The following is a 22,067-nucleotide window of genomic DNA, read 5'->3' as shown; positions in this document are numbered from 1 at the left end:
TAGGATTGCAGCGAGCAGCCTCCTTCGCGCTGAAGCGAATACCGACAATTTTACGCATCGGCCGCCCGGCCCCGGCCGGCGCGGGGCAAGGTCGATGCGACCCTCGCCGGATCCGCTAAATGCTTCCGATTGCGCCAGGAGGCGGTTAACCGTGAGGGCGTCCCTCACCCGGCCGTCTGGTCGGGCTTCTTCTCGGCCTCGCCCTTCAGCTCGGGGAAGTCGGCCTGCGTGAAGGCGGTGCCCCGGTACGGGTCGTCGGTGACGCCGTCGTGCTCCAGCCGGCGCAACTGCACCCGGCGGATCTTGCCGGAAATGGTCTTGGGCAACTCGTCCACGAATTCCAGGGCGCGCAGGCGCTTGAAGCTCGCGAGCTTGGCATTGGTGAAGCGGAAGATGTCGAGCGCCGCCTCCGGCCCGGCCTTGGCCGAGGCGGTGAGCAGCACATAGGCCTTGGGAATCGTGTAGCGCAGCGGGTCGGGCACCGGCACCACCGCCGCCTCGGCGACGAGGGGGTGCTCGATCAGCACGCTCTCCAATTCGAACGGGCTGATCCGGTAGCCGGAGGATTTGAACACGTCGTCCGCCCGGCCGACGAAGGTGTAGCAGCCCTGCCCATCGACGAAGGCCACGTCGCCCGTGCGGTAGACCTCGCCCTCGGCCCCAGTCAGGCGCCCGCGCCCGTCATCGTAGCCCTGCATCAGCCCGGCGGGGCGGTGGGCGCCGAGTTCGAGGCAGACCTCGCCCTCGCTGGCCGGCTCGTCGTCGGCATCGAGCACCCGCACCCGGTAGCCGGGGAGCGGCCGCCCCAGGGCGCCGGGCACCACCGGTTGGCCGGGGGTGTTGGCCATCAGCGCCGTGGTCTCGGTCTGGCCGTAGCCGTCGCGGATGGTGAGGCCCCAGGCCGCCTTCACCCGCTCGATCACCTCCGGGTTCAGGGGCTCGCCCGCCGCGCAGACCTCGCGCAGGCGGAGGTCGCGGCCGTCGAGCGTCTCCTGGATCACCATGCGCCAGACGGTCGGCGGCGCGCAGAGGGTGGTGGCCCCGGTCTTCTCCAACTGATCCAGCAGGATGCGCGCGTTGAACGGCGCTTGGTTGATCACGAGGATCGTCGCCCCCGCGTTCCAGGGGGCGAAGAACGACGACCACGCGTGCTTGGCCCAGCCGGGGGAGGAGACGTTGCAATGCTGGTCGCCGGGCTGGAGCCCGAGCCAGTACATGGTCGAGAGGGCGCCCACCGGGTACGAGCGGTGGCTGTGGCGCACCAGCTTCGGCTTCGCCGTGGTGCCGGAGGTGAAATAGAGGATCAGCGGATCATCCGCCCCGGTCGGCCGGTCGGGCGAGAAGCGTTCGGATTCCGTGTACGCCTCGTCATAGGCGCGCCAGCCCTCCGTCGCCGGCCCGGTGACGATGCGAATGACGTCGCCCGTGTCGAGCGTGGCGAAGCGCGGCAATTGCTCCGGCCCGGCGACGATGGCCCTGGCCCGGCCCCGCTCCAGCCGGTCGGCCAGTTCCTCGGCGGTGAGCAGGGTGGTGGCGGGGATCACCACCACGCCGAGCTTCATCGCGGCGAGGAACGTCTCCCACAGGGCCGGCACGTTGCCGAGCAGCAGGAGCAGGTGGTCGCCCCGCTTCAGGCCGAGGCCGGCGAGGTGGTTCGCCACCTGGTTCGAGCGGCGGCTCAACTCGGCGAAGGTGAGGGATTGCTCCGCCCCCGTCGCGGCCTCCACGATGCGCAAGCCCGGCCGGTCGGGATACTCGGCGGCGAGCCCGGCATCGAACCAGTCGAGCGCCCAGTTGAACGGCACCGCCTCGGGCCACGTGAACTGCGCGACGGCGGCGGCGTAATCCGTGCGATGGGCCAGCAGCAGGTCGCGGGCCTCCCGGAAGCTCGGCATGGTGTCCTCCCCTTGGGACGTCGTCTCCCCCTTGGCGGGGGTAGCGTGTTCTTAGCGGTGCGAAAACGTCGCCGGACGCTTCTCCACGAAGGCGGCCATGCCCTCCTTCTGGTCGTCCGTGGCGAACATGGCGTGGAACACCCGCCGCTCGAACCGCAGCCCCTCGGTGAGGGTGGTCTCGTAGGCGCGGTTCACCGCCTCCTTGGTCATCATCGCGCTGGGCTTCGACATGCCGGCGATGGTCTGCCCGGTCTTCACCGCCTCCTCCACGAGGTCGGCGGCGGGCACGATCCGCGAGACGAGGCCGCAGCGCTCGGCCTCGGCGGCGTCCATCATCCGGCCGGTGAGGCACATCTCCATCGCCTTGGCCTTGCCGACGTAGCGGGCGAGGCGCTGGCTGCCGCCCATGCCGGGCATCACGCCGAGCTTGATCTCCGGCTGGCCGAACTGGGCGGTGTCGGCGGCGAGGATGAAGTCGCACATCATCGCCAGCTCGCAGCCGCCGCCGAGCGCGTAGCCCGCCACCGCCGCGATGATCGGCGTGCGCACGGCGTTGAACCGGTCCCAGTCGGAAAAGCGGTCCTTGCCGTAGACCTCGGCGTAGGAGAGGTGCTGCATCTCCTTGATGTCGGCGCCGGCCGCGAAGGCGCGCTCGGAGCCGGTGAGGACGATGCAGCCGATCCCCTCGTCGGCATCGGCGGCGGAGGCGGCGGCGATCACCTCGGCGGTGAGCTGCGCGTTGATCGCGTTCAGCGCCTTCGGCCGGTTGAGGGTGATGAGGAGCACCCGCCCCCGGGTCTCGGTGAGAATCGTCTCGTAGGTCATCACGCCTCTCCTGCGGCCCCACGGAGCATACGGATGATGGCGGAAAAGTCCTCACCCCCGTGGCCGAGGCCGTCGAACAACCCGTAGATCTGTGCGGCCTCGGCGCCCAGCGGCGTCGCGGCGCCCGCCGCCAGGGCGGCGGCCTGGGCGAGGCGCAGATCCTTCAGCATCAGCGCGGCGGCGAAGCCCGGCTTGTAGCCGTTGTTGGCGGGGGAGGCCGGCACGGGGCCGGGCACCGGGCAGTAGCTCGTCAGCGACCAGCACTGGCCGGAGGAGACCGAGGCGACGTCGTAGAGCGCCTCGTGCGACAGGCCGAGCTTTTCGCCGAGCGCGAAGGCCTCGCAGACGCCGATCATCGAGATGCCGAGGATCATGTTGTTGCAGATCTTGGCCGCCTGCCCGGCGCCGGCCTGCCCGCAATGGAACACGTTCTTGCCCATGGCCTTCAGCAGGGGCTCGGCCCCGGCAAAGGCGGCCTCCTCGCCGCCGGCCATGAAGGTGAGCGTGCCGGCCTTGGCCCCGCCCGTCCCGCCGGAGACCGGCGCATCGACGGAGAGGCAGCCCCGTCCTTGCGCCAGGGCGTGGGCCTTGCGGGCGCTCTCGACGTCGACGGTGGAGGAATCGATCAGCAGCGTGCCGGCGGGGACCGCCTCGGCGATCTGCGTCCAGACCTCGATGACATGCCGGCCGGCGGGGAGCATGGTGATCACCACCTCGGCCCCCTCGGCGGCCTCCAGCGCCGACCCGGCCACCGCGACGCCGGCCTCGCGGGCGAGGTCGAGGGAGGCGGGCACGAGGTCGAAGCCGCGCACGGTATGCCCCGCCTTCACGAGGTTGGCCGCCATCGGCCCGCCCATGTTGCCGAGCCCGATGAAGCCGATCGTGCGTGCCATGGTGGTGTCCTCCCGTTTGTTATTCTTGGCCCTAAACAGGCCCCGTGCGGTCCTTCGCGAAGACCGGCGCGGCCCGCGTTTCCAGCCATCGGGCGATCCGGGCGGGATCGACCTCATCGAGGCGCGGCGGGTTCCAGCGGGGCGACTTGTCCTTGTCGATCACCGCCGCGCGGATGCCCTCGCGGAAATCGCCCTCGTCCAGAACCGCCAGGGAGGCGTGGAACTCCCGCTCCAGGCAGGCTTCGAGGTTGGGCGCCGCCCGGCCCAGCCGCAGCAGGCACAGCGTCAGCACGAGGCTCGACGGCGCCTTGGTGAGGAGCACCGCCTTCGTCTCGGCCGCGAAATCCGACCCGTCCGCGTCGAGGGCGGCAAGGATCTCGTCCACCATGTCGAAGGCGAAGCAGCGGTCGATCACGTCCCGGTGGGCGGCGAGCGGCGCGGGGCCGGGGTTTTTCGCGATGCGGGCGAGCGCCGCGTCGACCGCCTCGCCGGAGGCCAGCGCCGCGATCAGCTCCGGCAGCGCGGCGGAGGGGACGAACGCATCGGCCATGCCGCAGAGGATGGCGTCCGGGGCGCCGATCTGCGCGCCGGTCAGGCCGAGATAGGTGCCGAGTTCGCCCGGCGCGCGCGGCAGGAGCCACGTCCCGCCGACATCGGGCAGGTAGCCGATGCCCGTCTCCGGCATGGCGATGCGGGAGCGCTCGGTGACGATCCGGTGCGCGGCATGGCCCGAGAGCCCGACGCCGCCGCCCATGGTGATGCCGTCCATCACCGCGACGAACGGCTTCTCGTAGCGGCTGATCCGCGAATCGAGGCGGTACTCGTCCCGCCAGAACGGCTCGGCGGCGGCTGTCTCGTTCTCGTAGAGGGAGCGTAGGTCGCCCCCCGCGCAGAGGCCGCGCTCGCCCTCGCCGGTCAGCAGCACCGCCGTCACGGCCCTGTCGGCCCCGAACCGGTCCAGCGCCCGGTCGATCAGCCCGACCATCTCATGGTTCAGGGCGTTCAGCGCCTTCGGCCGGTTGAGGCGGATGCGCCCCAGGCTGCCTGCGGTCTCGACGATCACCGCGTCCATCAACGGCCCCCGATCAGGGTGCGGGCGACGATCACCCGCATGATCTCGTTCGTGCCTTCCAGGATCTGGTGCACCCGCAGGTCGCGGACGATCTTCTCGATCCCGTATTCGGCGAGGTAGCCATAGCCGCCGTGCAGTTGCAGGGCTTGGTTCGCCACCTCGAAGGCGGCGTCCGTGACATGGCGCTTGGCCATGGCGCAGAGCTGCGTTGCCTCGGGGGATTTCGCGTCGAGCGCCCGCGCGGCGTGGTGCAGGAAGGTTCGCGAGACGGTCAGCGCCGTCTGCATGTCGGCGAGCCGGAATTGCAGCGCCTGGAAATCGGTGAGCTTCGCGCCGAAGGCCCGGCGGTCGCCCATATAGGCCAGCGCCTTGTCCAGCGCCGATTGCGCGCCGCCCAGCGAGCAGGCGGCGATGTTGATGCGGCCCCCGTCGAGACCGCTCATGGCGATGCGGAACCCCTCGCCCTCGGCGCCGAGGCGGTTGGCGACGGGCACACGGCAGCCGTCGAAGCGCACGGCGCGGGTCGGCTGGGCGTTCCAGCCCATCTTGCGCTCGTTGGCGCCGAAGGAGAGGCCCGGCGTGTCGCCCTCGACCAGCACGGCCGAGACGCCCTTCGGTCCCGCCTCGCCGGTGCGGACCATGCAGACGTAAAGGTCGGCGGCGCCGGCACCCGAGATGAACTGCTTCTCGCCGTGGAGCACGTAATGGTCGCCGTCCCGCTCGGCGCGGGTGCGCAAAGCCGCCGCGTCGGAGCCGGAGCCCGGCTCGGTGAGGCAGTAGCTGGCGATTGATTCCATCGCGGTGAGGCCGGGGAGGAAGCGCGCCCGCTGCTCCTCCGAGCCGTAGGCGTCGACCATCCAGGCGCACATGTTGTGGATCGACAGGAAGGCCGCCACCGTCGGGCAACCCATCGCCAGCGCCTCGAAGATCAGCGCCGCCTCGATCCGCCCCATCCCGGTGCCGCCGGATTCCTCGCGGACATAGATGCCCGCCATGCCGAGCCCGGCCGCCTCGCGCAGGGTCGCGACGGGGAAGGTCTTGGTCTCGTCCCACTCCAGGGCATGGGGGGCGATGTGGTCGGCCGCGAAGGCGGCGGCCATGTCGCGGATCGCGGTCTGGTCCTCGTCGAGGCCGAATTGCATGGGTGATCCTCCCCGGTCTCGATACCCCTCCCCCGCGTGGCGGGGGAGGGCCATGCGCTCTTACCGCATGGTCGGGATCGAGAACTCCGCGCCGCTCTTGATGCCGGAGGGCCAGCGCTGCGTCACGGTCTTGGTCTTCGTATAGAAGCGGATCGAGTCCGGCCCGTGCTGGTTCAGGTCGCCGAAGCCGGAGCGCTTCCAGCCGCCGAAGGTGTGGTAGGCGATCGGAACCGGGATCGGCACGTTCACGCCGACCATGCCGGTGTTCACGCGGGTGGTGAAGTCGCGGGCGGCATCGCCGTCCTGGGTGAAGATCGCGACGCCGTTGCCGTATTGGTGCGTCGAGGGCAGCGCCAGCGCCTCCTCGTAATTCTTGGCCCGCACCACCGAGAGCACCGGCCCGAAGATCTCTTCCTTGTAGATCGTCATGTCCGGGGTCACGCGGTCGAACAGCGAGCCGCCGAGGTAGAAGCCGTTCTCGTAGCCCTGGAGCTTGAAGCCGCGCCCATCGACGGCGAGCTGCGCGCCCTCGCGCACCCCGGTCTCGATGTAGCCGCGCACCTTCTCCACCGCGTCGCGGGTGACGAGGGGGCCGTAATCCGCCGCCTCGTCATGGGACGGGCCGATCTTCAGCGCCTCGACGCGGGGAATCAGCCGCTCCATCAGGCGGTCGGCGGTCTGCTCGCCCACCGGCACGGCCACCGAGATCGCCATGCAGCGCTCGCCGGCCGAGCCGTAGCCGGCCCCGATCAGAGCATCGACCGCTTGGTCCATGTTGGCGTCGGGCATGACGATCATGTGGTTCTTGGCGCCGCCGAAGCACTGGGCGCGCTTCCCCGTCTGCGCGGCGCGGACGTAGATGTATTCCGCGATGGAGGAGGAGCCGACGAAGCCCACCGCCGCGATGTCCTCGTCGTCGAGGATGGCGTCCACGGCTTCCTTGTCGCCGTTCACGACGTTCAGGATGCCCGGCGGGAGCCCGGCTTCCAGGAAGATCTCGGCGATGCGGAGCGGCACGCCGGGGTCGCGCTCGGACGGCTTCAGGATGAAGGCGTTGCCGCAGGCGATGGCCGGGGCACACTTCCACAGGGGGATCATCGCGGGGAAGTTGAACGGCGTGATGCCGGCGACCACGCCGAGCGGCTGGCGCAGCGAATAGACATCGATGCCGGTGCCGGCCGATTCGGTGAACTCGCCCTTCAGCAGGTGCGGGATGCCGCAGGCGAACTCCACCACCTCGACGCCGCGCTGGATGTCGCCCTTGGCGTCGGGCACCGTCTTGCCGTGCTCGGAGGCCAGCAGCTCGGCGAGCTCCTGGTTGTAGCCACGCATGAGTTCGAGGAAGCGCATCATCACGCGGGCGCGCTTCTGCGGGTTGGTCGCCGCCCAGGCCGGCTGGGCCGCCTTGGCGTTCTCCACCGCCGCGCGCATCTCGGCCTTGCTGGCCAGCGCCACCTTGGCCTGAACCTCGCCGGTCGAGGGGTGGAACACGTCCGCCGTGCGGCCGCTCTCTCCGCCGACGGTCCGGCCGCCGATGAAATGCCCGATGGTGCGCATGGCGTATCTCCCTGTGATTCGAGCCGAATCCGGCTTTTACCGGAACTGTAGCAGCCTCGACTGAGCGATAAAGCTGGACCGGCTCGCACCGGTCGTGCATCGATGCACGGCGTTTGTCATGCGGCGGGTCGGGTCATGGTCGCGCGGAAGATCGCGGGAAGCTGGGACGATCTGCGCTTCTTCCTGGCCGTCGCGCGGACGGGCACGCTCAGCGCCGCCGCACTCCAGACCGGCACGGAGCACACCACGGTCGGCCGCCGCATCCGCGCCCTGGAGGGCGTGCTCGACGCGCGCCTGTTCCACCGCAGCAACCTCGGCTACGCACTGACCGAAGCGGGCGAGAACCTGCTCGCCGCCGCCGAGGGCATGGAGAGCGCCTTCCTGTCTGCCAGCGCGGCGGCGGAGGCCGCGCACACCGTCTCCGGCACGGTGCGGATCGGCGCGCCGGACGGGTTCGGCAGCGTCTTCCTGGCGCCGCGGATGCACCGGCTGACGGGCCGGCATCCGGGGCTGGAGGTGGAGATCATGGCCACCGCCCGGATCTTCAGCCTGTCGAAGCGCGAAGCCGACATCGTGGTGAGCCTGTCGCCGCCGCAGCAGGCCCGGCTGGTGGCGCGCCGCCTCATCGATTACCGGCTCTTCGTCTACGGCGCCGAGAGCTACCTGGCGCAACACCCGCCGATCCACGCCGCCGCCGACCTCGAAGGCCATCCCTTCGTCGGCTACATCGAGGACATGCTGTTCACCCGCGAGTTGAACTATCTCGGCGTCCTCGGGCCTTCGGTGTCGGCGCGGCTGCGCTCCACGAACCTCCTCGCCCAGGTCCACGCGACGCTCGCCGGGGCGGGCCTGTGCATCCTGCCGGCCTTCATCGCCGCCGCGCATCCGGGGCTGAGGGCGGTGCTGCCGGAGGCGGTCTCGCTGACCCGCGCCTTCCACATGCACATTCACGAGGACCACCGGCAGGCGGCGCCGATCCGGGCGGTGGCGGCCTTCATCGCCAGCGAGGTCGAGGCGGCGCGGGAGCTGTTCGCGGGCACCGCGCTCGCTTCCTGACCCTCGCCCCGTCATTGCGAGGCGGAGCCGAAGCAATCCAGGGCGCGCCCTGTCCGGATAAGGCAGTGCCGGCTGGATTGCTTCGCTGTCGCTCGCAATGACGGAGACAGCGCGATACGCGTCGCCCCCAGGTCACAGATGCCGCAAATCGCCCCACCAACCTCGACATCGCCACGGGGATGGGACATGAGGCACCGGGAGCCGGCATGGACCGGGCCGCCTTGATTCCGCGTCGCGCCGTTCGCAGCTAAGATGCTGCACAGGTCAGTTTTCGCGCTGCGCGGTCCCGGCATCGCGGGCGCAAGACCCGGTGGAAGTCAGGAAAGCGAACATCATGGAAGCCGGCAGCGACAGCGAGAACCTCTTCACCGGTGGCTCCCTCGCCGGTCTCGGCCCGGAGATCGCCGGCCCCGCCCCGCGCCACCGCACGGTCGGTGTCACGGTGGGCGAGGGCGAAGGTGCCGTCACGGTGGGCGGCGGCGCGCCGATCGTCGTGCAGTCCATGACCAACACCGACACGGCCGACATCGACGGCACCGTGGCGCAGGTCTCGCAGCTCGCCCGCGCGGGCTCGGAGCTGGTGCGCATCACCGTCGACCGCGACGAGGCCGCCGCCGCCGTGCCGAAGATCCGCGAGCGCCTGGACCGGATCGGCGTCCATGTCCCGCTCGTCGGCGACTTCCACTACATCGGCCACAAGCTCCTGTCCGACCATCCGGCCTGCGCCGAGGCGCTGGCCAAGTACCGGATCAACCCCGGCAACGTCGGCTTCAAGGAGAAGAAGGACACCCAGTTCTCGACCATCATCGAGCAGGCGATCCGGTACGGGAAGACCGTGCGCATCGGCGCCAACTGGGGCTCGCTCGACGGCGAACTCCTCACCCACCTGATGGACGAGAACGCGAAGGCCCCGCGCCCGATCGACGCCCGCGCCGTCATGCGCGAGGCGATGGTCCGCTCCGCGCTGGGCTCCGCCAAGCGCGCCGAGGAACTCGGGCTGGCGAAAGACAAGATCATCCTATCGGCCAAGGTCTCGGCGGTGCAGGACCTGATCGCGGTCTACCGCGAGGTCGCCCGCCGCTCGGACTACGCGATCCATCTCGGCCTCACCGAGGCGGGCATGGGCTCGAAGGGCATCGTCGCCGCCTCCGCCGCCATCGGCGTCCTGCTGCAGGAGGGCATCGGCGACACGATCCGCTACTCGCTGACCCCGGAGCCCGGCGGCGACCGCACGGTGGAGGTGAAGGTCGCGCAGGAACTGCTGCAGACCATGGGCTTCCGCACCTTCGTGCCCCTGGTCGCGGCCTGCCCCGGCTGCGGGCGCACCACCTCGACCACGTTCCAGGAGCTGGCCCGCGACATCCAGAACTGGATCACCACCTCCATGCCGGAGTGGAAGAAGACCTATCCGGGCGTCGAGGGGCTGAACGTGGCCGTGATGGGCTGCATCGTGAACGGGCCGGGCGAATCGAAGCACGCCGACATCGGCATCTCGCTGCCGGGCACGGGCGAGACCCCGACCGCCCCGGTCTTCATCGACGGCAAGAAGGCGATGACGCTGCGCGGCGCGACGCTCGCCAAGGATTTCGAGACCATCGTCATCGACTACATCGAGCGCCGCTTCGGCCAGGGTAACCGCAACGCCGCCGAGTGAGCCGCCGGATCCGCCCTCTCCCCGCCCGTGGGGAGAGGGGCACCCCGCCCGGCTGCGTCGCCATCGCAACCGTACATGGTTCCCGCCCGCCCGAGGGCGTGATAGTCAGGCGCCACGAACCCGAATGCCGGCCAGCCCGGCGGTTGCTTCGCGCCCCGATGGCCCCATGATCCGGACCGCGAAGAGCCGCGATGCGAGCCGCCGGCCGAGCGGACACACCCGACATCCCACATGAGCCAGACCGTCGTATCGGGCGCCTCCGCCCAGCCTGACGCAGCGCCCACGGACACGGACGGCCCCGCGCCGTCCGGTGCCCTGGATGCGCCCGAACGGGCCGAGACCCGCCACGGCCATGCCGGGTTCTGGACGCTGTTCGTCGGCTCGGTCGGCGTCGTCTACGGCGACATCGGCACGAGCCCGCTCTACGCCTTCCGCGAGGCCCTCGCCCCCTCCCGCGCCGACAACATCCTGCTGCCGGAGGAGGTGCTGGGCACCGTCTCGCTCATCCTCTGGGCGCTGTTCCTGATCGTGACCGTGAAATACGTCATGATCCTGCTGCGCATGGACAACAACGGCGAGGGCGGCATCCTCTCGCTGATGGCCTTGGCCCGGAAGGCGCTCGGCGGCTCGCGGATCGTCTTCATGCTCGGGCTGATGGGCGCGGCGCTGTTCTACGGCGATGCCGTCATCACTCCGGCCATCTCGGTGCTCTCGGCGGTGGAGGGGCTGAAGCTCGTCACGCCCACGCTGGACGATTACGTCCTGCCGATCACGGTGGCGATCATCGTCGCCCTGTTCCTCGTCCAGAACCGGGGCACGGCCAAGGTCGCGGCCTTCTTCGGCCCGATGACCATCGTCTGGTTCCTTGCCATGGCGGCGGCGGCCCTGCCGCACATCTTCGTCCATCCGGAGGTGTTCCGGGCCGCCAACCCCTGGCACGCGGTGAACTATCTCCTCGGCCACGGCTCCGGGGCGCTGGTGGCGCTGGGCGCCGTGTTCCTCGCCGTGACCGGCGCGGAGGCGCTGTTCGCCGATCTCGGCCATTTCGGGCGCAAGCCGATCCAGGTGGCCTGGGTCTGCCTCGTCTTCCCGGCGCTTGCCCTCAACTATCTCGGGCAGGCCGCCCTGGTGCTGGAGAAGCCCGACACATCCGATCCGTTCTTCCAGATGGTGCCGGCCTGGGGCCTGCTCCCCATGGTGATCCTCGCCACCCTGGCCACGGTGGTAGCGAGCCAGGCGGTGATCACCGGCGCCTTCTCGCTCTCGCGGCAAGCGATCCAGCTCGGCCTGCTGCCGCGCCTGGAGATCCGCCACACCTCCGAATCGCATGCGGGGCAGATCTACCTGCCGCAGATCAACACGCTGCTGATGGTCGGCGTCGTGCTGCTGGCGATCCTGTTCAAGACTTCCTCGTCGCTGGCCTCGGCCTACGGCATCGCCGTCACGGGCACGATGCTCCTCACCGCCTCCATGACCTACCTCGTCATGTGGCGGATGTGGGGGTGGTCGCCCATCGCGGCGGCGGCGGCGATGCTGCCCTTCATCGTAGTGGAGTTCCTGTTCCTGCTCTCGAACCTCATCAAGGTGGTCGAGGGCGGCTACGTGCCCCTGCTGCTCGCCGGGGCCCTCGTCATCCTGATGTGGACCTGGGTGCGGGGCGTGACGATCCTGTTCAACAAGACCCGCAAGACCGACGTGCCGCTCACCGAGCTCGTGGCGATGCTGGAGAAGAGCCCGCCGCACCATGTGCGCGGCACCGCCGTGTTCCTGACGAGCGACCCCGAGATCGCCCCGGCGGCCCTCCTGCACAACCTGAAGCACAACAAGGTGCTGCACGAGAAGAACGTGGTCCTCACCGTCGAGACGGTGGACACGCCGCGCTCGCAGGAAGCCGACAAGGTGCGCATCGACCCCGTGGGCCCGCATTTCTACCGGGTGGTGATGAAGTTCGGCTACATGGAGACGCCGAACATCCCGAAGACGCTGACGCTGCTGCGCCGCCAGGGCTTCAAGTTCGACATCATGGCGACGTCGTTCTTCCTGTCCCGCCGCTCGATCCGCCCGGCGGCCCATTCGGGCATGCCCCTCTGGCAGGACCGCATCTTCATCACGCTCGCGAAGAACGCCAACGACGCGACGGACTTCTTCCAGATCCCCACGGGGCGGGTGGTCGAGGTGGGGACGCAGGTGACGGTGTAGGGCGCCGCGATCGCTCTCAGACGAGCATGGTGGACATGCCGAGGCGCCGGCCGGCCTCGGCAAGCTTGCGATCGAGCGTCGCCAGAACGAGCCCTTCTCCGGCGGCAATGGCCAGATGCAGGGCGTCGCCGGCCCGCAAGCCGGTCTCCGAGCGGTCCGCGAGCCGCGCCGCCTCATCGAAGACGGGATCGGCGGTGGGCAGCATCACGAACGAGTCTGCGACGAGGCGGGAAAAGACCGCCAACACGGTCTCATGCTGGCCGGGCCCGAGCTGGCCCATTCTGACCTTGATGGACAGCGCGGCGGAAAACTCCGTGACGACCCAGGGGCTGATGGTCAGCTCATCGGGGTTCTGGGCCGTGATCCAGGCCTGCATTCGCGCGGTCTCCGGCTCCGCCGTGAGCGCAGCGACCAGCACCGACGTGTCCAGGTAGGGCATTCAGTAGCGGGCGCCGTCGCGCATGGCCCGCACGAACGCCGCCGCGCCTTCGTCCTGCACCGGCATTCCCGCCGTCGTCGCCCTAAGGACAGCGAGATCGACGGGCTTGCGCGGCTCGGCGCGAACCGCCGTCAGCTTGGCGACCGCACGTCCGTGGCGCGTGATCGTCACGGTGTCGCCGGCCGCGACGCGGTCGAGCAACGTCTCTAAATGGGCTTCCGCCTCGGCGAGGCTGACCGTACTCATGATCGTGGTTCGCGATGATCGTGCGGGATTGTGGAGGCGCCACATCGCGAGGTCAACGCCCGCCCCGCTTACGTGTGCCAGCGCACATGCACGGTCGGTTCGGATTGCGAGTGAACCGCCGCCTCCTTACACCCGTTCCAATTGAATGCATTCGCCGCATTCCGCCTTTCGGACGGCGTGCCTCAGGCCGCCCTCCCTTGGACCGCTCCGGGTGCGGTCGACACGCGAGGACTTCTCATGATCAAGCTCACCGTGAACGGGGCTGCGCGCAGCTTCGACGGCGACCCCGATATGCCGCTCCTCTGGTATCTGCGCGACGAGGTCGGCCTCACCGGCTCGAAGTTCGGCTGTGGCGCGGCGCTCTGCGGCGCCTGCACCATCCATCTCGGCGGCACCGCCGTGCGCTCCTGCGTCACCCCGGTCTCGGAGGCCGAGGGCAAGGAGGTCGTCACGATCGAGGGCCTGTCGCCGGACGGCAACCACCCGGTCCAGGTCGCGTGGCGCGACCAGAACGTCGCCCAGTGCGGCTACTGCCAGGGCGGTCAGATCATGCAGGCCGCGTCCCTGCTGAAGGACACGCCCAAGCCCACCGACGCGCAGATCGACGACGCCATGAGCGGCAACCTCTGCCGCTGCGGCACCTATCCGCGCATCCGCGCCGCCATCCATCAGGCCGCCGGCCAGACTGCCGCCCCGAAGGGAGAGCGCCTGTGATCCACGAACTCACGCTGATGGCCGAACAGGCTTCCCAAGAAGCCGCGACCCGGCCCGCGCCCCGTCCGGCGCTCGCCAATGTCAGCCGCCGGGGTATCCTCGGCGGCGCGGGCGCGCTGGTGCTCGCCCTGTCGCTGCGCTCCCCGGCCCAGGCCGACGAGACCCAGACCAAGGAGCAGAAAGAGCACAAGTACGGCGCCGACGGCATGCCGCATGGCTGGCGCGACGACCCGAAGGTGTTCATCGCGATCGCCCCCGACGGCGCCGTCACGGTGACGAACCACCGCTCCGAGATGGGCCAGGGCGTGCGCACCTCCATCGCGCTCACCGTCGCGGACGAGCTGGAAGCCGATTGGCCGAAGGTGAAGGTGGTCCAGGCCTGGGGTGACGAGCAGCGCTTCGGCAACCAGGACACGGACGGCTCGCGTTCGCTGCGCCACTTCTTCCAGCACTTCCGCCACGCCGGCGCGGCGATGCGCGCGATGCTGGTCGAGGCCGCCGCCAAGCAATGGGGCGTGCCGGCCTCCGAGGTCACGGCCAAGAACCACACGCTGACCCATGCGAAGTCCGGCAAGACTCTGGGATACGGCGACGTGGCCGAGGCGGCGGGCAAGCTGCCCGTGCCGGCGACCGTCACGCTGAAGGACCCCAAGGACTTCCGCTACATCGGCACCGGCAAGATCGGGCTGATCGACAACGTCGACATCACTACGGGCAAGGCCGTCTACGGCGCCGACACCAAGCTCGACGGGATGCTCTACGCCACCATCGCCCGTCCCCCGGTCTATGGCGGCACGGTGAAGTCCTTCGACGATTCCGACGCCAAGAAGGTCGCCGGGGTCGTGAAGATCTTCAAGATCGACGGCGCCCCGATCCCCTCCGAGTTCATGCCGCTCGGCGGCGTCGCGGTGGTGGCCAAGAACACCTGGGCGGCGCTCAAGGCCCGCGAGGCCCTGAAGATCACCTGGGACGACGGCCCGAACGCCACCTACGACACCGACGTGTTCCGCAAGGAGCTGGAGGAGACCGCGCGCAAGCCCGGCAAGGTCGTGCGCACGCAGGGCGACGTCGACGCCGCCATGGCCAAGGCCAAGAAGAAGGTGGTGGCCGAGTACTTCGTGCCCCACCTCGTCCAGGCGCCGATGGAGCCCCCGGCCGCCATCGCGCGGGTGAAGGACGGCGTCTGCGAGGCCTGGGCCTCGACCCAGGGTCCGCAGGCGGCCAACGACCGGCTGATGAAGGCCCTCAACCTGCCCGACGACAAGGTCACGGTGAACGTGACGCTGCTCGGCGGCGGGTTCGGGCGCAAGTCCAAGCCCGATTACGTGGTCGAGGCGGCGCTCTGCAGCCGCGAGGTCGGCGGCGCCCCGGTCAAGCTGGCCTGGACCCGCGACGACGACATCCACCACGGCTACTACCACACGATCTCGGCTGAGCGGATCGAGGCGGGGCTGGACGAGAAGGGCATGCCGGTGGCGTGGCTGCACCGCTCCTGCGCGCCGACCATCGGCTCGATCTTCGCGCCGGACCCGAAGCACGAGCTGCCGTTCGAGCTCGGCATGGGCCTCGTCAACACCCCGTTCGCGATCCCGAACATGCGGATGGAGAACCCGGAAGCCGCCGCCCATGTGCGGATCGGCTGGTTCCGCTCGGTCTCGAACATCCCCCACGCCTTCGCGATCCAGTCCTTCGTCTCGGAGCTGGCGCATGAGGCAGGTCGGGATCCGAAGGACTACCTGCTCGATCTCATCGGCCCGCCGAAGAAGATCGACCCGACTGCCATCGGCGACGTGTGGAACTACGGCGAAGACCCGTCCCGCTATCCGATCGACACGGGCCGCCTGCGCGGGGTGATTGAGGCCGCCGCCAAGGGCGCCGGCTGGGGTCGCCAGCTGCCGAAGGGCCGGGGCTTGGGCATCGCCGGGCACTACAGCTTCGTCACCTACACGGCGGTCGCGGCCGAGGTGGAGGTCGATGAGAAGGGCCAGGTGAAGGTGCAGGCCATCGACATCGCCGTCGATTGCGGCCCGCAGGTGAACCCGGAGCGCATCCGCTCGCAGATGGAGGGCGCGGTGGTCATGGGGATGGGGCTCGCCCTCACCTCCGAGATCACCTTCAAGCAGGGCCGTGCCCAGCAGAACAACTTCGACGGCTACGAGATCATCCGGATCGACGCCGCCCCGAAGGTCGTTCGCGTCCACCTCGTGCCGACGGGCAAGTACGACGGGCCGCTCGGCGGCGTCGGCGAGCCGGGCGTCCCGCCCGTGGCGCCGGCCATCGCCAACGCGGTCTTCGCCGCCACCGGCCGCCGCGTCCGGCAATTGCCGATCCGCGATCAGGCCGCCAGCGCCTGAACCCGGCCGCGATCCGGTGCGTTGGGCGCAAGCCAGCGCTCTCCGCACCGGATCAGCGACCGAGGACAATTTCACAATGCTGCGTTCCGCCTCCGCCCTTGCCGTGCTCATCGCGGCCGGTGGCCTCGTTTCCGTCGCTCCATCCGCTCAGGCCTCTCCCTGCGCCCAGCAGATCGATGCCCTGTCGGGCAAGGTGACGGCCGAGACGCGCGACGCCATCTCCGCGAACACGAGCGGGCAGGGCACCGCCGCCAAGCGGAGCGGCGAGGGCGTCACCGGCACGGAGGGGGCACGGGCGAACGAGGCACCGCAGGCTCCGCCGGAGAAGTCCGCCGAGGCCGGCAAGGGGGCCGACGCCGCCCAGCAGGCGAAGGTCGCCCTGGACGAGGCCCGCGCCGCCGAGGCCAAGGGCGATACCAAGGCCTGCGAGGCCGCCATCGAGCGGGTGAAGTCGCAGCTCAGCAAGGCGCCGTAGCAGGGCGCTGCCCTGCACCCGCCAAAGGGCTCGCCCTTTGGGATCCCTGTCAGGCCTCCGCCAGCACCGCGAAGCGGGTCAGGAAACGGGCCTGCGCGTCCGCCGTCGGCCAGGGGTCGGCGAGGGTGAGCACCGCTTCCGGTAGGGCGGGGGCGGGGCCGAAATAGCGGGCGGCTTCGTCGGGGGAAAAGCCCGCGAGCCGCACCGCCTCGAGATGGGCCGCGATCCGGTCCGCCCGCTTCACCCGCCGTGTGAGCGCGGGGGAGGGGGCCGGAATCCCGAAGCGCTGGCGCACCGCCGCCAGCAGCCGCTTCTCCACGCCCCGGTAGGCATCGCCGATCGCCGCCTTGAGCGGTGAGATGATGTCCCCCACCACGTATTCCGGCGCGTCGTGCAGCAGGAATTCCAGGCCGTCGGCCGGGGTGCAGGCCGGGTCGAGATGGCGCCCGATCCCCTCCACCAGCAGGCTGTGCTGCGCCACCGAGAAGACGTGCGGCCCCGCCGTCTGCCCGTTCCAGCGGGCGACGCGGGCGAGTCCGTGGGCGATGTCGGCGATTTCGACGTCGAGGGGAGACGGATCGAGCAGGTCGAGCCGCCGCCCGGAGAGCATCCGCTGCCACGCCCTCGGCGGCTCCTTCGCCTGGGGCGCGCTCATGCCTTACTAAGGGCGGCGCAGGCCGCATGGCGGTGGCACCCGGTGAGGTGGTCGTTCACCATCCCCACCGCCTGCATGAAGGCATGGATGATCACCGGCCCGCAGAAGGAGAAGCCTTCCGCCTTCAGGGCCTTGGCGATGCGCCGCGACACCTCCGTCTCCGTGGCGATGTCGGCGCGACTGTGGGGGTTGGCCTGGATCGGCCGCCCGTCGCAAAAGTCCCAGAGGAAGCGCGAGAAGCCGGGGCCGCTCTCCTCGATGCGCAGCCACGCCCGCGCCCCCGCGATCGTGCCGACGATCTTGGCGCGGTTGCGGATGATGCCCGTGTCCGCCATCAGCCGCGCGATGTCCGCGTCGGTGTAGCGGGCAACGATCTCGGGCGAGAACCCGTCGAAGGCCGCACGGAATCCTTCGCGGCGCTTCAGGATGGTGATCCACGACAGGCCCGCCTGGAACCCGTCGAGGATCAGCTTCTCGTAGAGGGCGCGGGATTCGTATTCCGGCACGCCCCATTCGGTGTCGTGGTAGGCGACGTAGAGCGGGTCCTGCCCAGCCCACCAGCAGCGGGGGCATCCGTCCGGGTGGAGGATCAGCCCCTCGGGCAGCGGCGCGTCCACGCTCAACCCGCCGCCTCGCCGCCCGCGTCCGGCATGGCGAAGGTCGCGTAGCCGGGCCGCCCCACGGCGAGGCGCTTTCCGTCCGCCCGCAGGATTTCCCCGGCCGCGAGGGCGTCGCCCAGCCGGTCGAGGCGCACCAGGGCGAGGCCGCGCGATCCGGCGACGCTGCCCGTCCGCCCCAGCACCTTCTGCCCAGCCTGGATCTCGGAGCCCGGCGCGGGCGCACCCTCGGCGAACTCCGCCGCCAGGAGCCGGGTGCGGGCCGTGCCCCGGTGCTGCATCCGCGAGACGACCTCCTGGCCGACATAGCAGCCCTTTCGGAAATCGACCCCGCCGAGCTGGTCCATCAGCGCCTCGTGCGGGAAGGCGTCGCCATAGGCGTAGTCGCGCCCGCCTTCCGGCACGGCGAGGCCGATCCGGTGGGCGTGGTAATCGTCCTCCGATGCATCCGCCGAGAACGCGCCCTCCGCGGCGTAGAGCCTCTGGCCCAGATCGGGATGCCGGTTGTCGGCGACCGTAGCGGTCTCGGCGGTGGTGGTCGCCCCCGCCCAGGCGGCGGCCACGGCCACGGTCGGATCGGCGGCGATCTCGACCTGCGCGCGCAGCTTGTAGAGGCCGAGACGCTTGGCGAGGTCGGCGGCCTTGTCCGTCGCCACGTCGAGGCGGAACCCGTCCGGCAGGCGCGAGATCAGGAAATCGAACAGGATCTTGCCCTGCGGGGTCAGCAGGGCGCCGAGGCGCGCCTCGCCCTCGCTCAATGTCTCGACATTGCAGGTCAGGACACCCTGGAGGAGGCTCGTGGCCTCCGGCCCGGTCACGGTGACGAGGGCGCGGTCCGGCAGCAGGGCGATGGGCATTCGGGGATTTCCTCACGCGGCGGGCGACAGCCGGGAGGTAAGGGGGAAAGCGGCCCGCCTCAACCGGCGGGCCAGAAACGATCAGTGCTGGAGCGTCGTGGTGAAGGCGCCGCCGCGGATGCGGTCCGGGAAACCTTCGGCGTAGCGCGCGGTGGCTTCCTCACCGTAGGTCATGACGAGTTCCTGGAACGCGGCGAACAGGGCCGCCTGCGCCATGCAATCCCCGTCGAGTCCGTCCAAGCAGCCTTCGGCGAACGCCTCCGAGACATAGCTCAGGGCGGCACGCTTCTCCTCGACATCGGCCTCGATGGGGGCGCTTTGCGAGATGGTCTGCATGGTCCGACACTTCCATTGCGCCGGCCTGAGACAGCCCGGCGGACACAATGGATGATAGGCGGCTCATAGCGGGACGCCTAGCCGGTAATTGCGAATCGGTTAACGCGACCGTTCGAATGCGGACCTTTCTCGGGATGACCCGACCCTGTGGCAGACCTGCATCACCTCACCCGCCGAACCGCCCGGCCAGGGCATGGGAGAGGCGTTCGCCTTCGGTGAGAAAGCGGGCGGCGGCCTCGTGCGCCGCCGCCGTGCAGACCCGGTAGGTGAGGGCGTAGCTCCGATACCCCCGGTTGTAGGCCCCGGCCAGCCTGTCCCGCCGGGCGGGGGTGATCCCCTCGGCCTCGATCAACGCCTTCATCCGCGCGGGCCATTCCGCCGCGTCGGGGGTGGCGCAGAGACCGCGCAGGAAGGCGAGGGAGCCGATCACCTCGGCCATCCGCATCAGGTCGCGGTCGTAAGGCGCGGGGACGTCCGCCGGGCTCGCGGGCTCCTTGGGCTGTTCCTTGGTCGCCTCCTTCGCGGGCGGTTTCGCCCGCTGCTGGGCCTCGGCGGGCGGGGCGACGAGCACCGCGGCCAGGGCAAGGACGGCGACGCGATGCCACGGGACAAGCCGCATCAGGCGATTCCCCGGGCATCGAGCCGCGCGAAGGCCTCGCGCAGGGTGCCGATCAACCCCGGCGTGGTCTCCAGGCCGGCGATTTCGTCGAGCGCCGCCCAGCGCACGCCCAGGGCCTCCGGCCCGGCGACGGGCTCGCCGCCGCACCACAGGGCGGCGTGGGGGTGGACGACGTAATGGTGCCGCGCCCGGCCCGCCTCGTCGCGGACGATGATCTCGGTGGGGGAGAGCACGCCGACCACCTCGGCGGTGATCCCGACCTCCTCGGTGAGTTCGCGCAAAGCCGCCTCGGCCAGGGTCTCGCCCGCCTCCACGAGGCCGCCGGGCAGGGTCCAGACGCCGCGCATCGGCTCGTTGGCGCGGGAGGCGAGCAGCACGCGCCCGTCCCGGATCACCGCGATGGAGGCGCCGACGAAGGGACGGGCCGGGAAGGTGCGGGATTCGCCCTCGCTCACGGTGTCCCCCCATCGAGGGCGACGGCCGCCACCCGCCCGTCGCCGAGCCCTACCACGAGGCGCGCGAGCGCGCCCTCACCGAGGACAGCGACGCCCGTGCCGGCCGGGGCGGGGAGCGTCACGCGGGCGCGCTCGCTCAGGCCCTGGCGGGCCGAGACGATGGCGAGGGCCGGCACGCCCGCCACCGGCACGGCGAGATCCGCCCCGCCCTCGCGGGGAAGCGCATCGGCGAGGTCCGCCCCGCCGTCACCGAGGGTGTAGCCGGCGGCCTCGGGGCCGGGCTCGATCCTGTTGGGGGCGAGGGTCCAGAGCTTCAGCCGGCCGGTGGCATCGACGGTCGCGACGCCCAGACCCTTGCCGGAGAAATCGCCGACCGCCGCGATGGCGGGGCGGGGGCCGGGCTCCGTGCGGGCGCCGAGCGTCCAGGTAGAGGAATCGGCAGCCGGCCGGGTGGCGAGGACGAGGCTCCCGGATTCCGCACCCGTCAGGGTCGCGGCGAGGACGGCGGGGCGGCCGGACAGCGAGACGATCCACGGCGCGCGCGGGGCGAACACCGCCCCGTCCCCGGCGGGCAGGGCGGCGGTGGCCACCGGCACCGGCTTCGGATCGGTGCTCACCGCCAGGGGCTGGCGCTCGCGCAGGGTGAGGGTCGTCGCGGCGGGGGCGCCGTCGGGGCCGCGGGTGCGGCCGGTGAGGAAGGCGCTCAGCGGCCCGTCGAGGGCGCGGCGGATGCCGGGCAGGGCGCCGCGCGGGGTCTCGGAGGCGACGAGGTCCTCCACCGCCTCCCGACCGACCGGCTTGGCGGCGATGCGGCCGTTCTCCACGGTGAGGATGGCGCCGCCCTCTTCCCCCCAGACGAGGACGAGGGGGGCCGGCTCCTTGCCGGCGCGGGCGATGGGAAGGAGACCGGAGGTCGCCACCGCGACGGCGACCTCGCTGCGCGGCCCGCGCATCTCGCGAACCTTGAACGGCAGGTCAAGGATTCGCACGCTCGGCTCGGCGTGGGCCGGGCCGGCGGCGAGGAGGACGAGCAGGATCGCGAGGCCAGCGCGCCCCGGCGCGTCAGACATGCTGTCCGCCGTTGATGTGCAGCTCGGCGCCGTTCACGTAGGACGAGGCCTCGGTGCACAGGAAGTAGATCGCCTTGGCGACCTCGTCCGGGGTGCCGAGGCGGCGCTGCGGGATCTGCTCCACCATCTTCTCCGTCCCCGGCGAGAGGATGGAGGTGTCGATCTCGCCGGGCGAGATCGCGTTCACCCGCACGCCGAGCGGGCCGAAATCGGCCGCCATCTCGCGGGTCAGGCCGGCGAGCGCCGCCTTCGACGTGCCGTAGGCCGAACCGGCGAAGGGGTGGACCCGCGAGCCGGCGATGGAGGTGACGTTGACCACCGAGCCCTTGGCCCGGGCCAGTTCATCGCGCAGCCCCTGGGCCAGGAGGATCGTGGCGAAGAAGTTCACCTGGAACACCCGCTGCCAGTCGGGAAAGCCGGTGGAAAGGACGCCGAGGCGCTCCCCTTCCGGGCCCTTGGGCGAGATGCCGGCATTGTTGACCAGCGCGTGCAGCACCCCGCCCTCGGCGGCGAGGCGTCCGCGCACTTCTTCAACGGCGCGCACCGTGTCGGCCGCGTCGGAGAGATCGACCTGCAGGTGGTCTTCCGGCCCCATTTCCCACGGGCAATTCTCGGGGAAGGGGTGGCGGGAACAGGTGATGACGCGCCATCCGGCGGCGGAGAACCGCTTCACGGTGGCGTGGCCGATGCCTCGGCTGGCGCCCGTGAGCAGCATGATGCGCCGACGTTCGTTGGGGGAGAGGGCCACTGTCGGAGCCTCACTGTCGCGCGGGGATCCCGGGGGGCCGGTCCCGCCGGTGCACTGCAACGTCTAGGCGGACAGGCGCGGGAAATCCAGGGCCGGCGATTCAACCGGACCTCCGGGTCGACGCGCGACGGCCCTGCGCATATCCACGCGCGCTTGTCGTGCGCGCATCGTGTCGCCAAGCCGCGCGGC

22 protein-coding genes are annotated in these 22,067 nt (G+C 70.7%); 6 read left to right on the top strand and 16 right to left on the bottom strand.

The window, feature by feature from the left end:
• Positions 1-164: 164 nt before the first annotated feature.
• From AAHF99_RS00830 to AAHF99_RS00805, 6 genes are read right to left on the bottom strand one after another with little or no spacing between them, the layout of a single operon-like run.
• Positions 165-1,895, bottom strand: a complete 1,731-nt coding sequence (locus AAHF99_RS00830; RefSeq protein ID WP_342162251.1) for an AMP-binding protein — start codon at positions 1,893-1,895, stop codon at positions 165-167.
• 51 nt (positions 1,896-1,946) lie between these two features.
• Positions 1,947-2,720 (bottom strand): enoyl-CoA hydratase, encoded by a 774-nt coding sequence (locus tag AAHF99_RS00825; RefSeq protein WP_342162250.1) that lies wholly within the window; start codon positions 2,718-2,720, stop codon positions 1,947-1,949.
• Entirely contained in the window at positions 2,720-3,613 is an 894-nt protein-coding gene (gene mmsB, locus AAHF99_RS00820) for a 3-hydroxyisobutyrate dehydrogenase (RefSeq protein ID WP_342162249.1), read from the bottom strand. The genes AAHF99_RS00825 and mmsB overlap by 1 nt, the downstream gene beginning before the upstream one ends.
• Before the next feature lie 31 nt (positions 3,614-3,644).
• Positions 3,645-4,685 (bottom strand): enoyl-CoA hydratase/isomerase family protein, encoded by a 1,041-nt coding sequence (locus AAHF99_RS00815; RefSeq protein WP_342162248.1) that lies wholly within the window; start codon positions 4,683-4,685, stop codon positions 3,645-3,647.
• Complete coding sequence (locus AAHF99_RS00810) at positions 4,685-5,827, bottom strand: acyl-CoA dehydrogenase family protein (protein ID WP_342162247.1); 1,143 nt, start codon at positions 5,825-5,827, stop codon at positions 4,685-4,687. The genes AAHF99_RS00815 and AAHF99_RS00810 overlap by 1 nt, the downstream gene beginning before the upstream one ends.
• Positions 5,828-5,887: 60 nt before the next feature.
• The gene (locus tag AAHF99_RS00805; RefSeq protein WP_342162246.1) at positions 5,888-7,384 is read right to left on the bottom strand and encodes a CoA-acylating methylmalonate-semialdehyde dehydrogenase; all 1,497 of its coding nucleotides are present in this window, start codon (positions 7,382-7,384) and stop codon (positions 5,888-5,890) included.
• 135 nt (positions 7,385-7,519) lie between these two features.
• Between AAHF99_RS00805 and AAHF99_RS00800 the strand changes: the two genes are divergently transcribed.
• The 3 genes from AAHF99_RS00800 to AAHF99_RS00790 all read left to right on the top strand — a co-directional run bounded on the left by AAHF99_RS00800 (position 7,520) and on the right by AAHF99_RS00790 (position 12,293).
• Positions 7,520-8,440: a LysR family transcriptional regulator gene (locus AAHF99_RS00800; protein ID WP_342162245.1), complete on the top strand. Its 921-nt coding sequence runs from the start codon at positions 7,520-7,522 to the stop codon at positions 8,438-8,440.
• Positions 8,441-8,774: 334 nt separating this feature from the next.
• A complete protein-coding gene (gene ispG, locus AAHF99_RS00795; protein WP_342162244.1) occupies positions 8,775-10,094 on the top strand; it encodes a flavodoxin-dependent (E)-4-hydroxy-3-methylbut-2-enyl-diphosphate synthase in 1,320 nt (439 codons plus the stop codon).
• Between the two features lie 231 nt (positions 10,095-10,325).
• Positions 10,326-12,293, top strand: a complete 1,968-nt coding sequence (locus AAHF99_RS00790; protein ID WP_342162243.1) for a potassium transporter Kup — start codon at positions 10,326-10,328, stop codon at positions 12,291-12,293.
• Between the two features lie 16 nt (positions 12,294-12,309).
• On the opposite strand, the gene AAHF99_RS00785 is transcribed toward AAHF99_RS00790, so the two are convergent.
• Both AAHF99_RS00785 and AAHF99_RS00780 read right to left on the bottom strand, forming a co-directional pair.
• On the bottom strand, positions 12,310-12,732 hold the full coding sequence (locus AAHF99_RS00785) for a type II toxin-antitoxin system VapC family toxin (RefSeq protein WP_342162242.1): 423 nt from the start codon (positions 12,730-12,732) through the stop codon (positions 12,310-12,312).
• Positions 12,733-12,978: a type II toxin-antitoxin system Phd/YefM family antitoxin gene (locus AAHF99_RS00780; RefSeq protein WP_342162241.1), complete on the bottom strand. Its 246-nt coding sequence runs from the start codon at positions 12,976-12,978 to the stop codon at positions 12,733-12,735.
• A 237-nt stretch (positions 12,979-13,215) separates the two neighbouring features.
• Here AAHF99_RS00780 and AAHF99_RS00775 point away from each other — a divergent pair, with 237 nt between their 5' ends.
• The 3 genes from AAHF99_RS00775 to AAHF99_RS00765 all read left to right on the top strand — a co-directional run bounded on the left by AAHF99_RS00775 (position 13,216) and on the right by AAHF99_RS00765 (position 16,521).
• Positions 13,216-13,692: a (2Fe-2S)-binding protein gene (locus tag AAHF99_RS00775; protein WP_342162240.1), complete on the top strand. Its 477-nt coding sequence runs from the start codon at positions 13,216-13,218 to the stop codon at positions 13,690-13,692.
• A complete protein-coding gene (locus AAHF99_RS00770; RefSeq protein ID WP_342162239.1) occupies positions 13,689-16,046 on the top strand; it encodes a xanthine dehydrogenase family protein molybdopterin-binding subunit in 2,358 nt (785 codons plus the stop codon). The genes AAHF99_RS00775 and AAHF99_RS00770 overlap by 4 nt, the downstream gene beginning before the upstream one ends.
• A gap of 76 nt (positions 16,047-16,122) precedes the next feature.
• Entirely contained in the window at positions 16,123-16,521 is a 399-nt protein-coding gene (locus tag AAHF99_RS00765; protein WP_342162238.1) for a hypothetical protein, read from the top strand.
• Between the two features lie 49 nt (positions 16,522-16,570).
• Here the strand turns inward: AAHF99_RS00765 and AAHF99_RS00760 are convergent, their stop codons facing one another.
• The 8 genes from AAHF99_RS00760 to AAHF99_RS00725 form a co-directional block, all read right to left on the bottom strand.
• Positions 16,571-17,176, bottom strand: a complete 606-nt coding sequence (locus tag AAHF99_RS00760; protein WP_342162237.1) for an HD family hydrolase — start codon at positions 17,174-17,176, stop codon at positions 16,571-16,573.
• Positions 17,173-17,799, bottom strand: coding sequence for a DNA-3-methyladenine glycosylase I (locus AAHF99_RS00755; RefSeq protein WP_412759811.1), 627 nt, complete (start codon positions 17,797-17,799; stop codon positions 17,173-17,175). Before AAHF99_RS00755 ends, AAHF99_RS00760 begins: the two co-directional genes overlap by 4 nt.
• On the bottom strand, positions 17,796-18,650 hold the full coding sequence (ygfZ, locus tag AAHF99_RS00750) for a CAF17-like 4Fe-4S cluster assembly/insertion protein YgfZ (protein ID WP_342162236.1): 855 nt from the start codon (positions 18,648-18,650) through the stop codon (positions 17,796-17,798). Before ygfZ ends, AAHF99_RS00755 begins: the two co-directional genes overlap by 4 nt.
• 81 nt (positions 18,651-18,731) lie before the next feature.
• Positions 18,732-18,986, bottom strand: coding sequence for a hypothetical protein (locus tag AAHF99_RS00745; protein WP_243926089.1), 255 nt, complete (start codon positions 18,984-18,986; stop codon positions 18,732-18,734).
• Positions 18,987-19,152: 166 nt separating this feature from the next.
• Positions 19,153-19,605: a TIGR02301 family protein gene (locus AAHF99_RS00740; protein ID WP_342162235.1), complete on the bottom strand. Its 453-nt coding sequence runs from the start codon at positions 19,603-19,605 to the stop codon at positions 19,153-19,155.
• Complete coding sequence (locus AAHF99_RS00735) at positions 19,605-20,060, bottom strand: NUDIX hydrolase (protein ID WP_342162234.1); 456 nt, start codon at positions 20,058-20,060, stop codon at positions 19,605-19,607. The genes AAHF99_RS00740 and AAHF99_RS00735 overlap by 1 nt, the downstream gene beginning before the upstream one ends.
• The gene (locus AAHF99_RS00730) at positions 20,057-21,130 is read right to left on the bottom strand and encodes a hypothetical protein (protein ID WP_342162233.1); all 1,074 of its coding nucleotides are present in this window, start codon (positions 21,128-21,130) and stop codon (positions 20,057-20,059) included. Before AAHF99_RS00730 ends, AAHF99_RS00735 begins: the two co-directional genes overlap by 4 nt.
• A complete protein-coding gene (locus AAHF99_RS00725) occupies positions 21,123-21,845 on the bottom strand; it encodes an SDR family NAD(P)-dependent oxidoreductase (RefSeq protein WP_243957162.1) in 723 nt (240 codons plus the stop codon). The genes AAHF99_RS00730 and AAHF99_RS00725 overlap by 8 nt, the downstream gene beginning before the upstream one ends.
• Between the last annotated feature and the right edge of the window lie 222 nt (positions 21,846-22,067).

It is taken from the genome of Methylobacterium litchii, from assembly GCF_038442315.1.
Classification (GTDB): domain Bacteria; phylum Pseudomonadota; class Alphaproteobacteria; order Rhizobiales; family Beijerinckiaceae; genus Methylobacterium; species Methylobacterium litchii.
Note: the sequence above shows the minus strand (reverse complement) of the source record. Positions and strands in the feature narration are given on the sequence as shown.

What these genes read in the sequence shown, in the direction of transcription:
- AAHF99_RS00830 (WP_342162251.1), bottom strand. Translation starts at nt 1,895, where the DNA reads ATGCCGAGCTTCCGGGAGGCCCGCGACCTGCTGCTGGCCCATCGCACG.
- AAHF99_RS00825 (WP_342162250.1), bottom strand. Translation starts at nt 2,720, where the DNA reads ATGACCTACGAGACGATTCTCACCGAGACCCGGGGGCGGGTGCTCCTC.
- mmsB (WP_342162249.1), bottom strand. Translation starts at nt 3,613, where the DNA reads ATGGCACGCACGATCGGCTTCATCGGGCTCGGCAACATGGGCGGGCCG.
- AAHF99_RS00815 (WP_342162248.1), bottom strand. Translation starts at nt 4,685, where the DNA reads ATGGACGCGGTGATCGTCGAGACCGCAGGCAGCCTGGGGCGCATCCGC.
- AAHF99_RS00810 (WP_342162247.1), bottom strand. Translation starts at nt 5,827, where the DNA reads ATGCAATTCGGCCTCGACGAGGACCAGACCGCGATCCGCGACATGGCC.
- AAHF99_RS00805 (WP_342162246.1), bottom strand. Translation starts at nt 7,384, where the DNA reads ATGCGCACCATCGGGCATTTCATCGGCGGCCGGACCGTCGGCGGAGAG.
- AAHF99_RS00800 (WP_342162245.1), top strand. Translation starts at nt 7,520, where the DNA reads ATGGTCGCGCGGAAGATCGCGGGAAGCTGGGACGATCTGCGCTTCTTC.
- ispG (WP_342162244.1), top strand. Translation starts at nt 8,775, where the DNA reads ATGGAAGCCGGCAGCGACAGCGAGAACCTCTTCACCGGTGGCTCCCTC.
- AAHF99_RS00790 (WP_342162243.1), top strand. Translation starts at nt 10,326, where the DNA reads ATGAGCCAGACCGTCGTATCGGGCGCCTCCGCCCAGCCTGACGCAGCG.
- AAHF99_RS00785 (WP_342162242.1), bottom strand. Translation starts at nt 12,732, where the DNA reads ATGCCCTACCTGGACACGTCGGTGCTGGTCGCTGCGCTCACGGCGGAG.
- AAHF99_RS00780 (WP_342162241.1), bottom strand. Translation starts at nt 12,978, where the DNA reads ATGAGTACGGTCAGCCTCGCCGAGGCGGAAGCCCATTTAGAGACGTTG.
- AAHF99_RS00775 (WP_342162240.1), top strand. Translation starts at nt 13,216, where the DNA reads ATGATCAAGCTCACCGTGAACGGGGCTGCGCGCAGCTTCGACGGCGAC.
- AAHF99_RS00765 (WP_342162238.1), top strand. Translation starts at nt 16,123, where the DNA reads ATGCTGCGTTCCGCCTCCGCCCTTGCCGTGCTCATCGCGGCCGGTGGC.
- AAHF99_RS00760 (WP_342162237.1), bottom strand. Translation starts at nt 17,176, where the DNA reads ATGAGCGCGCCCCAGGCGAAGGAGCCGCCGAGGGCGTGGCAGCGGATG.
- ygfZ (WP_342162236.1), bottom strand. Translation starts at nt 18,650, where the DNA reads ATGCCCATCGCCCTGCTGCCGGACCGCGCCCTCGTCACCGTGACCGGG.
- AAHF99_RS00745 (WP_243926089.1), bottom strand. Translation starts at nt 18,986, where the DNA reads ATGCAGACCATCTCGCAAAGCGCCCCCATCGAGGCCGATGTCGAGGAG.
- AAHF99_RS00740 (WP_342162235.1), bottom strand. Translation starts at nt 19,605, where the DNA reads ATGCGGCTTGTCCCGTGGCATCGCGTCGCCGTCCTTGCCCTGGCCGCG.
- AAHF99_RS00730 (WP_342162233.1), bottom strand. Translation starts at nt 21,130, where the DNA reads ATGTCTGACGCGCCGGGGCGCGCTGGCCTCGCGATCCTGCTCGTCCTC.
- AAHF99_RS00725 (WP_243957162.1), bottom strand. Translation starts at nt 21,845, where the DNA reads ATGCTGCTCACGGGCGCCAGCCGAGGCATCGGCCACGCCACCGTGAAG.